General features: G+C 35.7%; 10 protein-coding genes and 5 tRNA genes. All 15 read right to left on the bottom strand.

From position 1 onward, the window contains the following. Positions 1-9: 9 nt before the first annotated feature. Positions 10-80: transfer RNA gene (locus AC23MB_RS03040), tRNA-Trp, on the bottom strand. A 53-nt stretch (positions 81-133) separates the two neighbouring features. Next, positions 134-1,318 (bottom strand): elongation factor Tu, encoded by a 1,185-nt coding sequence (gene tuf / locus AC23MB_RS03035; RefSeq protein WP_312323385.1) that lies wholly within the window; start codon positions 1,316-1,318, stop codon positions 134-136. Positions 1,319-1,502: 184 nt separating this feature from the next. Further along, positions 1,503-4,604: an efflux RND transporter permease subunit gene (locus AC23MB_RS03030; RefSeq protein ID WP_487786488.1), complete on the bottom strand. Its 3,102-nt coding sequence runs from the start codon at positions 4,602-4,604 to the stop codon at positions 1,503-1,505. Between the two features lie 118 nt (positions 4,605-4,722). Next, on the bottom strand, positions 4,723-5,808 hold the full coding sequence (locus AC23MB_RS03025) for an efflux RND transporter periplasmic adaptor subunit (RefSeq protein ID WP_487786487.1): 1,086 nt from the start codon (positions 5,806-5,808) through the stop codon (positions 4,723-4,725). Positions 5,809-5,810: 2 nt separating this feature from the next. Beyond that, entirely contained in the window at positions 5,811-6,950 is a 1,140-nt protein-coding gene (locus tag AC23MB_RS03020; protein WP_487786486.1) for a TolC family protein, read from the bottom strand. A 339-nt stretch (positions 6,951-7,289) separates the two neighbouring features. Further along, entirely contained in the window at positions 7,290-8,648 is a 1,359-nt protein-coding gene (locus AC23MB_RS03015) for a HAMP domain-containing sensor histidine kinase (RefSeq protein ID WP_487786485.1), read from the bottom strand. Continuing rightward, entirely contained in the window at positions 8,649-9,332 is a 684-nt protein-coding gene (locus AC23MB_RS03010; RefSeq protein ID WP_313030067.1) for a response regulator transcription factor, read from the bottom strand. A gap of 150 nt (positions 9,333-9,482) precedes the next feature. Then, complete coding sequence (locus tag AC23MB_RS03005) at positions 9,483-10,034, bottom strand: hypothetical protein (RefSeq protein WP_487786484.1); 552 nt, start codon at positions 10,032-10,034, stop codon at positions 9,483-9,485. 5 nt (positions 10,035-10,039) lie between these two features. Next, positions 10,040-10,444, bottom strand: coding sequence for a hypothetical protein (locus AC23MB_RS03000; RefSeq protein WP_312323033.1), 405 nt, complete (start codon positions 10,442-10,444; stop codon positions 10,040-10,042). Positions 10,445-10,682: 238 nt separating this feature from the next. Further along, positions 10,683-10,754: transfer RNA gene (locus AC23MB_RS02995), tRNA-Thr, on the bottom strand. A gap of 48 nt (positions 10,755-10,802) precedes the next feature. Beyond that, positions 10,803-10,875 (bottom strand) — tRNA-Gly (locus AC23MB_RS02990). A 76-nt stretch (positions 10,876-10,951) separates the two neighbouring features. Next, positions 10,952-11,032, bottom strand: a tRNA-Tyr gene (locus tag AC23MB_RS02985). A gap of 14 nt (positions 11,033-11,046) precedes the next feature. Then, positions 11,047-11,120: transfer RNA gene (locus AC23MB_RS02980), tRNA-Thr, on the bottom strand. 239 nt (positions 11,121-11,359) lie between these two features. Further along, the gene (locus AC23MB_RS02975) at positions 11,360-11,650 is read right to left on the bottom strand and encodes an HPF/RaiA family ribosome-associated protein (RefSeq protein ID WP_313030074.1); all 291 of its coding nucleotides are present in this window, start codon (positions 11,648-11,650) and stop codon (positions 11,360-11,362) included. A 56-nt stretch (positions 11,651-11,706) separates the two neighbouring features. After that, positions 11,707-12,588: a tyrosine-type recombinase/integrase gene (locus AC23MB_RS02970; protein ID WP_487786483.1), complete on the bottom strand. Its 882-nt coding sequence runs from the start codon at positions 12,586-12,588 to the stop codon at positions 11,707-11,709. Between the last annotated feature and the right edge of the window lie 50 nt (positions 12,589-12,638).

Below are 12,638 nucleotides of genomic sequence, written 5' to 3'. Positions count from 1 at the left end.
TCTTATTAGCACGGGCACAAGGACTCGAACCCTGATCAACGGTTTTGGAGACCGGTATCCTACCATTGGACGATGCCCGTAGATTAAAAAGTTCCGCAAGTTTCCTTACGGAACTTTAGTTATATTTAGATGATTAGTCTAAGATTTCAGTTACCTGACCAGCACCAACTGTTCTACCACCTTCTCTAATCGCAAATCTAAGACCTACGTTAAGAGCGATTGGTTGTAACAATTCTACTGTAATAGTTAAGTTATCACCAGGCATTACCATCTCAACACCTTCTGGTAAGAAGATCTCACCTGTAACGTCAGTTGTTCTTACGTAGAACTGAGGACGGTATTTGTTATGGAATGGCGTGTGACGACCACCTTCTTCTTTAGAAAGGATATAAACCTCTGCTTTGAATTTTTTGTGTGGCGTTACTGAATCTTTCTTAGCGATTACCATACCTCTCTTGATGTCAGTTTTTTCAATACCTCTCAACAATAGACCTACGTTATCACCAGCTTCACCTCTATCTAGGATCTTTCTGAACATCTCAACCCCTGTAATAGTAGAAGTTAATTTTTCATCACCCATACCAACGATATCAACTGGATCACCAGTGTTGATAACACCAGCCTCGATTCTACCAGTTGCTACAGTACCTCTACCTGTAATAGAGAATACATCTTCGATTGGCATCAAGAATGGCTTATCTTGATCTCTTTGTGGTTGCTCGATCCAAGTATCAACAGCCTCCATTAATTCATCAACAGTTGCAACCCATTTTGGCTCACCGTTAAGTGCTCCTAACGCAGAACCAGCGATTACTGGTGAATCTTCTGAATAGTCATAAGTAGATAATAAATCTCTTAATTCCATTTCAACAAGTTCTAACAATTCTGGATCATCAACCATATCCACTTTATTCATGAATACAACAATTCTAGGTACGTTTACCTGACGACAAAGAAGGATATGCTCTCTAGTTTGAGGCATTGGACCATCTGTTGCAGCACATACTAAGATTGCACCATCCATTTGAGCAGCACCAGTTACCATGTTCTTAACATAATCGGCGTGACCTGGACAGTCTACGTGAGCGTAGTGACGGTTTTCAGTTTCGTATTCAATATGTGAAGTATTGATAGTAATACCTCTTTCTTTTTCTTCTGGTGCAGAGTCAATCGCAGAGAAATCTCTTTTCTCAGCAAGACCTTTATCAGCTAATACTTTACTGATCGCAGCAGTTAAAGTAGTTTTACCATGGTCAACGTGACCAATAGTACCAATGTTCAAGTGGGGTTTGTTACGATTAAACGTTTCCTTTGCCATGACTTTAATATTTAATTATTTAAAATTCAATTTTTAGGTGTGCAAATATAGTGATTTTTTTTATACCAAAATATTTTTTGATATTTTTTTTAAGAATTCACCAACATTTACACCTATTTAATTTTCAGATGCAAATTTACAAAAAAAATTCACTTTCGAAAACTTATTATTAATTAGTTCAAAATTATTCGAAAGATATTTCTTTTTTACCTCTGTTAAACATCCAAAATATGATCGGGAATATCAACAAGGTTAATACTGTTGCAGTTATCAAACCGCCTATAATAACAATAGCTAGAGGTTTTTGTGACTCAGAGCCAATACCTGTTGACAAAGCAGCAGGCAATAATCCAATCGACGCCATCATAGCGGTCATCACCACGGGACGCGTCCTAACTTTAACACCTTGGAAAATGGAATCCTCCAGACTTAGTCCCAATTTAACGTTATGATGAAACTCTGTTATTAAAATAACACCATTTTGGATACAAATCCCAAGCAAGGCAATCATCCCAACGCCAGCCGAAATTCCGAAATTCATGTTGGTGAGATGTAGAGCCAAAATCCCGCCTATTAAAGCAAACGGAACATTGGCTAAAACCAACAACGAATCTTTCATGTTCCCAAACAGAATAAATAATAAAAAGAAAATCATTATAAAACTAATCGGCACCACTTGTCCAAGCCTGTGCGTCGCACGTTGTTGATTTTCGAACTGCCCTGTCCAACCAACCGAATAGCCTTCTGGCAATTTGATGTCAGCAACTTTCTTTTGTGCATCAGCGATAGTGCTTCCCAAGTCGCGATCACGGATAGAAAATTTAACACCAATATAACGTTTGATGTCATCTCTATAAATAAACGCCGCGCCGTTATCCTTCTCAATAGTAGAAATTTCTTTTAAAGGAATTTTGGAACCATCTTGCGTCGGAACCATCAACGATGCGATATCGGTTTCGTTCTTTCGATATTCTTCGGAGTAACGTAATCTAATCGGGAACTTCCTTTCACCGTCAAACATTTCCGAAGCTGTTTTCCCCCCGAAAGCCATTTCTAAAACCGCTTGCGCATCCGATGCCATTACGCCATAAGCCGCCATCTTGTTACGATCAAGCACCACGACAACTTCTGGCTGACCAACATTTTTAATAATTCCGGCATCTTTAACACCATCAACATTTTTAATCGATTTTAAAACATCTTCTGCCAAACGATCTAAGGTATTAAGGTTATCGCCATAGATTTTAATACCATTTTCAGCTTTAAAACCTGCAACCGCCTCAGCAACGTTATCGGAAATAGGTTGAGAATAATTAAATGTTATCCCTTGATAATTTCTAAGCTTAGCATCAATCTCTTCAATAAGTTCGTCGTAAGTTATATTGCGCTTCCACTGATCGCGTGGCGCAAGATTAACCGCAAACTGCACGAATCCAAAACCGTTAGGATCGGTCCCATCGTTACTACGTCCTGTTTGTGCCAAAACGCCAGTTACTTCCGAAAAGCTCATGATATCTTTTTTAAGCTCATCCGCTGTTTTCAGAGATTCTTTAAGCGAAGAGCTCATCGGCATCTCCGCAGTTATCCATAACGAGCCTTCATTAAGTTGTGGAAGAAATTCGGTACCAAGGAATTTTGCAGAAAACAAAACACTTCCCAATACACCAAGTGCGATAATGATGCTTTTCTGTTTATTCTTAAAAGTGAAAGAAAATCCTGCTAATACAATTCTGTCCCAAAAATTAACAAACAGATTATTTTTTTCTTTTACATTTTTATTTAAAAGTAAATGTGATAAAACAGGAACTAAAGTCAATGTAAAAAGTAGTGCGCCCACCAACGCAAATCCCAAAGTATAAGCTAAAGGCGAAAACATTTTGCCTTCAACTTTTTGGAATGCAAAAATCGGCAATAAAGATGTGATGATAATTAATTTTGAAAAGAAAATCGCTTTTCCAAGTCCAGTTCCGGTTTGTTTAATCCAACCGCCTTTTGCCATTTTGTTAAAACGATCCATTCCATATTTATGAGCACGATGGTCGAGCATTACAAAAAGTCCTTCTACCATGACGACGGCGCCATCGATGATAATCCCGAAATCGACCGCACCTAAAGATAAAAGATTGGCGCTCATCCCAGCAAGATTAAGACACAGAAACGCAAACAACAAAGACAACGGAATAATAATCGACACGATAAAGGTCGTTCGCCAGTCCGCCATAAAAATAAAAACAATAACAGTTACCAAAATAATCCCTTCGATAAGGTTATGCATCACCGTTTTTGTCGTAAAATCCATAAGGTCATCGCGATCATAGAATGTCACCATCTTCACACCTTTTGGAAGAATCTTTTCGTTAAGCTCTTTAATTTTTGCTTTGACACCGACCAGAACTTCGCGTGGGTTTTCACCCTTCCTCATGACAACAATTCCTTCGACTTTATCTGGATGATGGTTAAGTGACGCCTGCCCTACTCGCGGCATCGACGACTCGTGGACTTCTGCAATATATTTAACCAAAACTGGATTTCCACTATCATTCTGAATGCTAATATTTTCAATGTCTTCGATCGATTTCGCAAGTCCAATCCCACGAACAACATAAGCTTGCCCGTTTTTTTCGATGACGTCACCACCGACATTCAGGTTACTTTGTGTCACCGCATCATAAACTTGTAGCGGCGTCAAATTATATTTATCCAAACGTCGAGGATCGATACTCAACTCAAAAACTTTTTCTTGACCACCAAAAACATTGATGTCCGCAACGCCAGGAACGCCACGCAGCGCACGATCAACCACCCAATTCTGAAGTGTTAATAATTCTCGAGAATCTTTGGTTTCACTTTCTAAAGTATATCGAAAAATTTCACCAGTTGGTCCGTAAGGTGGCTGAACTTCAGGATCGACTTCGTTGGGAAGACTAACTGTCCGAAGTTGGTTGTTGACTTGATTTCGAGCAAATGTATCATCAACACCGTCAGCAAACAGAATTTTAACAATAGAAAGTCCAAACATTGTTGTACTTCGGACGCTTGTTTTTTTCTGAACCGAGCTCATCGCAAGCTCAACAGGCGTGGTCACAAAACGTTCTACTTCTTCGGCGCTTCTACCATTCCATTGGGTAATGATAACAATCTGCGTATTGGTTACATCAGGAAATGCTTCAATCGGCATATTTTTAAAACTGATAAAACCCGAGACCGCCAAAATAGCCACCCAAATAAAAGTAAAGACTTTATTTTTTAATGAAAATGAAATTATATTTTTAATGAATTTGTTCATAATAATTTTTTGAAAGTTTTCAGAAATGTTGGTTAGTAGCATCCTGAACAATTAGAAATAATTGCTCTAAATGCTTTCAAAAAAAGAGAAAAATGAAAAGAAAGTTTAAATCAAATTTCTAAACAATTAATGATCGATAGATTAAAAGCTGATTATTGGTTATCACTTCTTCGCCTTCGGCAACGCCTTCGGAAATGTAAGTGACTTCGCCAACTTGTTTAAGAATTTTAACCTCTTTGACTTTGATGTTAGTTCTTGATTTAAAAACCACAACAAAATAGCGGTTGTCATCATAAATCACCGCTTTGGAAGGAACCGCAAGAGCAGTCGTACTATCGGTAGAAGTCACTTTTATCGTTGCTTTACTATCTGGAATAAGTAGACCGTCAGAATTATCCAAAATGACTTTGGCTTGCATCGCATTGGTATTTGGATCAATGATTTTAAAAATTTTGTCAATTTTACCGAAGAAAGTTTTGTCAGGATATGTCAAAGTCGAAACTTCCGCTTTCATACCCAAATGGATTTTATCAATATCAGCTTCATTGATGTTCATAATCGCCCAAACCTCTTTGGTATTCGCTACATCAAAAATATTTTCACTTCTGTCGCTTCGCAATTGCATATCTTTATTGATATCTTTATGAACGATGTAACCGCTAATCGGGGCCAGAACTGAATAAATATTTCCTTTTTTAACATTGTAAACCGTACTAACAGCATTGGCGCGTTGCATTTGATCTTGTGCTTTTTTCACTTGACTTTTAGCTTCCAGCACATCCTTTTCTGTGGTTAGTTTGCCTTCGTACATTTCTTTAGCCACACGAAGATTATTTTGCGCCACCACCAAATCGGTTTTTGCATCGCTAACATCCTTCTGAACTTCCGCAAGCTCTGTACTTCTAATAGTCGCCAAAACTTGTCCTTTTCGGACATAGTCGCCAAGTTCTGCATTAACACTCAAGACATTACCGCCAACCAAAGGAAACACATCGATGTAATTGTTTTTGTCGGCAGCAATTTTTCCAAAAAAACTGATTTCGTTTTCTATAAATTTCTTTTCAACTTTTGCGAATTTGGTGGTTGCATACATTGTATTACTAAGTTCAAATCCTTTCTGTATCGGCGCTTTGACGTCTTTCTCGTTTTTAGAACAAGAAAAAAGACCAATAACAACCGTTGGAATAATGATTAACTTTTTCATGATTAATAGAAAATTTTTGTTTGTACTAATTGATTTAATTGCTCGGCTGACAAAATAACTTGTCTTCGCATATCGTAAAGTTGTAGCATCGTCTCGCGATAACTGTCCATAAAGTCGGTGAACTCAATAAGGCTGATGTTAGAATTTCTAAAATTCTTCAACATGCCATTATACACGGCGTGTAGATCTTTGATATCTTCCTCGGTAATGCTTTTTAATTGGTCGTAATTATTCTTCCAAGTGTTATAAGACGACGCGACTTGTGTTTCTAAATCCAACTTTTGAAACTCTGCATTCTTTTGATTTTGTTGAATCGCAAAGTTGGCTTTGTCAACATTTCCTGTATTACTTTTCCAAAGCGGAATCGGAATACCAACATTTAGATTGAATTCATTTCTGAAAGTTCCTCCGTTTTGATCCCAAGCCGCACCAAGATTAACATCGGGAACATTGAGCGACTTTTGCCATTGCGCATAGAGTTTCGCATTGTCTATCAAACGTAGAGCGTACTGATAGTCGGCATTATGAGTGATAGCCTTGGATTTAATCTGTTCCAGATCATCAGCTGTTGAAAGATCGAGAAGTTGCGCAGCATCAAGAGATTCGACATCTGGCGTTATATCTTCGAAAATCCCTGTTAAAACTTTTAGGGTCTTTTGAAGTGCTAATATCTCGTTATTAGACGCGATTTTATCATTATTTAATTGAATGACGAAACTTTGCAAACGCACTTTGTCTTTTAAAGAAATATTGCCTTTTTTAACTTGAACATTGTAAGCTGCCAAAAGTTCTTCCATGTAGCCAAGCTGATGTTGGACATTTTCTAGTTTCTTGTTTTCGAAATAAAGACTGAAAAAAGCAACTCTCAGCTGCGCTTTAAGATCAACCAACAATTGATTGAACTGTAACATCGACAATTCTTTATTTGACTTTGCAAAAGCGATTTCGTTTTTCTTTTTACCACCAAGGAAAATAAGTTGCGACACGCTCACACTTTTCGAATGTGCAGCATCAAATACTTTTTTGTCCTCAGGATTGTAAGCGTTGACTTGCAAACTAAGTTCGGGTAACGGCCAAATCTTTGACTGTACAATATCAGCATCTGCCATACTCAGATTGTATTGCTCTGCTAATAGTTGCAAATTGTTTTTTTGAAAGGCGACTTCACAGTCTGCGAGAGTCAGTTTTTGTTGGGCTCCAAATAGGCCACTGAACACAAAAATTAAGCTTTTTACATATCTCATCTCATAGGCTTTGAGACAAAAGAGCACTTCTCAAATTAAAACCTCCTTAAAATTCAATTAAAAAAACATTAAATTATTTAATTACGACTAAACAAATCCGTACCCAACAATCTGATTTAAAACAAATTAAAATACAAAATCAATAGAATGAACATTAGTTAATTTTAGAAATAAAAAGAGGTGTTCTTTTTGGGAAAATTTAGAAAAAGTCATGAAAAAGTATAAAACAACTTAAATCTAAAATGTAATTCTGAAGAGATTTTCGTTTTCGGATTTTGCGATGTAATAAATATCGGCGTTATGATATTCCAGAATTCGTTTAGTAATGCGAAGTCCAAGTCCAGAGCCAGATTTGTTTTGCGTATTGTCACCTCGCATAAAAGCTTCGTACAATCGAGATTGCTCTTCTTCGCTAAGCGTTTTTCCTTTAGAACAAACATCTACAACCAAACGATTATCGATTTGCAAAATGTCCACACTAGCCTTTTGATCTTCGGAATAGATGGCTGCGTTTTTCAATAAATTAATAAAAACAATTTCTAAAAGCGACTTAACACCACGAAGTTCTAAAATATCGAGATCGTCGATACTATCCAAAATTTCGAAATCCATCTGCAATTCTGGAAAGTTACTTTCAACATTTGCAAAAGCATCAAACACGACTTCGTCAATTCTCACAAGTTCGAAAATACTTCGGATGTTTTCTTTATCAAATTTGGTTAATAGCAACAGCGAATTCGTTAAATCAGACAATTGATGGACGTCGGTGTGCATCCTCTTTAACGATGCTAAAACTTCATCATCATGTTTTTGAAGCTTTATTAAATTCTCCAACTGAAAAGACATCCTCGTCAACGGCGTTCTGATCTCGTGCGAGGCACTTGCCGTAAAATCTCTTTGTGATTGGAAAACATCATTAAGCCGTTTAATCATCGTATTAAAAGACCTTGTCAACACACTTATTTCGTCTTTAAAATTCTGCTCTGGTATTTGATTGGTTAATTTGTGCGCCGTAATATCCGAAACTTGAGCGTTAAGTTCTTCAAGCGGTTTCAAAAACTTCCCAACGATATTGTAACAAAACAGCCAAAGAATAAGCAAACTAACTGCGTAGGAAAAAATCAAAAGATATTTAAGAAACAACAATTTCGAGTTACCATTAACATCAACCGCTGTTGTTAAAATGTAATATTTGGTGTTATTAATCTCACGAAGCGCCGCGTAGATTTCGGGAGAAGCACTTTCGTCGTAGATAATTTTCTTATTTTCCAAGTCGTCCAAAATCCGGCTGTCCCAACTCACCTTCCGATCTTTAATCGTGCTGTAGATTAGTTCTCTTTTAGCATTAAAAATAAGAATCTGCTCATTAAGCAACACGTTATCAGAATTTTCATCAAAAAACAAAGGCGCTTCTTCCTCAAAGTTTTTAGACTTTTCAATAAAAGTAATTGTAAAATCAAGTCGCTTTCTGAATCGCTCTTTAAATTCTTCTTTTCTAAAACCATTAAAAAGAATATAAATAACAATCATTACCAACCCAAATAAAATTGAAAAGGCGATACTTAGATTAAGCGCTATCTTTCGTTTTAGAGTCATCTATTGTACAAGGCTAAGATAATAGCCAAAGCCAGAACGCGTATGGATCAATTTAACAGGGAAATCTTTATCGATTTTCTTTCTTAAAAAATTAATGTAAACTTCTACAGTATTGGTATTCGTACTAAAATTATGCTCCCACACTTGTTCGGTTATCTGCTGCTTAGACACTGTGCGACCTTGCGCTTCTGCTAAGAAAACCAAAAGTTGAAATTCTTTAACTGTTAAGTTAATTTCTTGATTTCCGCGAAAAACTTTGTGATCAGCTTTGTTAATCTTAAGATCACCAATTATGATGACATCTTCAGAAGGCGTATCCGTAGACACTTTTCTACGCAACAAAGAGTTAATGCGCAGTAACAATTCTTCAAACTGAAAAGGCTTAACTAGATAATCGTCCGCCAAACGGCTATAAGCATCTTTTTTATCTGATAAATCCCCGTAAGCAGACAAGATAATGATAGGCGTTGTTTTGTCGTAAGAACGTATCGTCTCGCAGACTTCTAGCCCATTAATTTTAGGAACATTAATGTCTAGAAGAAAAAAATCATAATGTTGCATTTTGGCTTGATCTAAAAATGCTTCGCCATCATAGACCTTATCACAAGTAAAATCGTTAGCTGTCAAAAACTTAGCAAGCTCTTCTGATAACACCAAGTCATCTTCGAGAATTAATACCTTCATCCAAAAAATTTTTCTGAAAATTAACGAAAAATAAAGACATAAAAAAAATCCTAGTATTATTTTAGGATTTTGATTAGTTTAAATCTTCACTAAAAACGCAAACCTTTTTTAAAGGTTTTGTAGTGGTGTGAATATAGTGTGAAAATTAGGTTACCAATTGTCATTTTTTTCAATTCCTTTTGCAATATAATTTGACAAATCCCCATTCATAGAATTATAGTATTTTGGGATAAGCCTAAATAATTTTTCGACTGATGATCTAACCGATTTATCTTTTTTATAATACGTCTTATCTTTGAAATCTATTTCCATATATTCAACCCCACCACCAAATCTTGGAACCAACATTGATGTACTTAAAACATCAAATTTATATCTGCCATCTTTAAATGATAATTCAACAACAGACTTCACTGTATAACAATTGAATAAAAGTTGGTTTTTATCATTTTGGCAAAAATAATTTTTATCAACTGTTTCAAATCTTATGTAGTCGTTAACAATATCGCCTTTAGTTACAAAGTCAGGATTTTTAAAAGTTCTTTCAATCCACTCTTTTGATTTACTATAAATTTCACTTTGTTTTTTTTCAGGAACATTTGTAATCACGAAATCTGTCAATCCTTCCTCTTGGTTAATTGTAAATTGCCCAAAGACAAACCCCGACACGATCATAAATGTAAGTAGTAAATATTTTTTCATATAATTTAGATTTTAACGTATAACAAAATAACTTCTTCTGGATTATCCGAATCTGGATTATCAAAAATAAAATATATTAATTTTTCTCCTACATATTGAAGTTGGTAAGTCCTACTTATACCTTCATTATCTATTCCTATTACACTATAAACACCTTGCTTATCTTTTTCTATTTTTTCTATTTGTAAAGGATAGGTATTGCCATTCATTTCCAAAGCTAATGAGCCTTGATTTTTATAATATGCTAAATTCAACTCTGAAAACTGGTCTATTGTTTTACCGCTTTTTGTTTTCAAATTAAAAAATGAGAACTGGTTAAATTTTTTACTCACAAATAATTCTGATACTTTTTCCTGACTAAAAATGCCAATTGAAGATAGTATAAGGAAAAATAGTATAGACTTTTTCATTTTATATTGTTTGTAGATATGATTTTAAATATGGCATGCAATTCCCACTACTTCTGTTTTAGTTCGTAATATATCTTAATCTAATTTCAATAATCATTTTTGCTTCATGCATGTGAAATAGTGTATGTAAAAAAAATTTATTTAGTAATCTTTTATATCCATTTTACAAAGTAAAAGTAATAAAATTAAGAAGAAAGAGCAAAACAAAAAAACCGCTATAAAAGCGGTTTGTATAGAGAGCCAACAATGAGATTTGAACTCACGACCTCTTCCTTACCAAGGAAGCGCTCTACCCCTGAGCTATGTCGGCTTGGATAAAAAAAAATCACATTCCAGAAGAGGTTTGTGATTTTAGTTGAGCGGAAGACGGGGGTCGAACCCGCGACATTCAGCTTGGAAGGCTGACGCTCTACCAACTGAGCTACTTCCGCAATTTTGTTTCCAAAAATGTTGGTAACGGGAGCAAATTTAAAAATTAAATTTTGAATTTGCAAAATTAAAAAAACGTGGGGAGAGCAGGATTCGAACCTGCGAAGCCGAAGCAACTGAGTTACAGTCAGTCCCATTTGACCGCTCTGGAATCTCCCCAGTATTTTCAATAGAGCCTCCAGAGGGATTCGAACCCACGACCCCGAGATTACAAATCACGTGCTCTGGCCAACTGAGCTATGGAGGCATTTACTATTTAAGAACTCTTATCTTGCTGTGGTTAAGCGGTTGCAAATATAAAACTTATTTTCTTATTTCCAAAAACTTTTTCAAGTTTTTTTTTAATTTTTATTTTTTTGTGACTTTTTGCAAAGCCTTATAAAAACTGAGGATTTCAAAAAACTTTCGTTCTGTTTTGCGAGTGCAAATATAACGTAGTTTTATTGAAATCCCCAAATTTTTTATTAAGTTTTTTCAAACTTTTTTCTAAGCCATTTCTTTTCTCTTGATTAACAATTTCTTAGCGGTGTCCGCACAAAGATCAAGACTTTCTTCAAAGCTAGCGCAAGTCTTCTTAACAACGATATCGTCGCCCGGAATTTTTACGATAAGCTCGGTAGTTTTATTTTCTTTGTTCGAAGTATTTTCTACTTTTAAGAATACTTGACACTCGACAATTTTGTCATAAAACGTATCTAATTTGTTTAATTTGTTTTCAATTCTTTCTTCTAATGGTTCGTGAGGTGTCAACCCCATTGCCTGAACTGTGATTTTCATAACAACATTTTTTTTGAAAATTAATATTATGGATGTGATGGTGTATCACATTCTTCCTATTTCTTTAGCGCTCTTGGGTGCGCTTTGTTAAAGACCTTCTTCAATTCTTCTATATTAGCTTCGGTATAGACTTGTGTTGAGGCTAAACTGGAATGTCCCAAGATTTTTTTTACTTTAGAAATTTCAGCGCCATTGTTCAAAACATGTGTAGCAAAGCTATGTCTAAGAATATGCGGACTTCTCTTTTCTTTTGTAGTAACAAGACTAAGGTACTTATTTACCACCGAATAAACAAATCTTTCACCGAGTTTTTTGCCCTTTTTGTTAATAAAAAAATAAGTTTTATTTTCTGCATCAGGACGACGCACTTCGGCATAATTTTGGAGGTCACGGTGCAATCTTTCAGAAATAGGAACCACGCGTTGCTTATTTCCTTTACCAATAATCTTAAATTCTGATTTGCTAAAGTCTACGTTTTCGAAAAGAAGATTGCAAAGTTCTGTCTTTCTCATCCCCGTTTGATACAAGGTCTCAATAATCAATTTTTCTAACAAAGACATAGCTGATCTGCTTTCGGTCTTCTCCTGCAACAAAGTCATCTCGTCTTGAGAGAAGGCTTGTTGTTTTTCTGCATAGAATTTGAGGGAAGAGATACTCTCCATCGGAGATACCGTAATCTCGCCAATCCTGAGTAAATAAACATAAAAACCACGTAAGGATGAGAGCTTTCGGTTGATACTTCGCTTACTGAGTCTATTCTCGCTAAGATGTACTATAAAGTTACGAATAACCTTCTTGCTAATATCACGAAGATCTGCGGTGGCTTCGGTTTTTAAAACAAAGGACGTAAAGTCTTCTAAGTCTTTTTTATAAGATGTTATGGTGTGTGCGGAATATCGCTTTTCGATACGGATATAATCCAAGAATTTTTCTAACATCGACTAAAATGGGTTAGATATAAAAAAAAAATCACTCTCAAATATACGAA

Source organism: Soonwooa sp. T0.1_25 (assembly GCF_057652215.1).
The sequence above is the reverse complement of the archived record's forward strand: the minus strand, read 5'-3'. Positions and strand labels throughout refer to the sequence as shown.

Bases quoted from the DNA above. Each gene is read 5' to 3' on its own strand.
- tuf (WP_312323385.1), bottom strand. From the start codon at position 1,318: ATGGCAAAGGAAACGTTTAATCGTAACAAACCCCACTTGAACATTGGT.
- AC23MB_RS03030 (WP_487786488.1), bottom strand. From the start codon at position 4,604: ATGAACAAATTCATTAAAAATATAATTTCATTTTCATTAAAAAATAAA.
- AC23MB_RS03025 (WP_487786487.1), bottom strand. From the start codon at position 5,808: ATGAAAAAGTTAATCATTATTCCAACGGTTGTTATTGGTCTTTTTTCT.
- AC23MB_RS03015 (WP_487786485.1), bottom strand. From the start codon at position 8,648: ATGACTCTAAAACGAAAGATAGCGCTTAATCTAAGTATCGCCTTTTCA.
- AC23MB_RS03010 (WP_313030067.1), bottom strand. From the start codon at position 9,332: ATGAAGGTATTAATTCTCGAAGATGACTTGGTGTTATCAGAAGAGCTT.
- AC23MB_RS03005 (WP_487786484.1), bottom strand. From the start codon at position 10,034: ATGAAAAAATATTTACTACTTACATTTATGATCGTGTCGGGGTTTGTC.
- AC23MB_RS03000 (WP_312323033.1), bottom strand. From the start codon at position 10,444: ATGAAAAAGTCTATACTATTTTTCCTTATACTATCTTCAATTGGCATT.
- AC23MB_RS02975 (WP_313030074.1), bottom strand. From the start codon at position 11,650: ATGAAAATCACAGTTCAGGCAATGGGGTTGACACCTCACGAACCATTA.
- AC23MB_RS02970 (WP_487786483.1), bottom strand. From the start codon at position 12,588: ATGTTAGAAAAATTCTTGGATTATATCCGTATCGAAAAGCGATATTCC.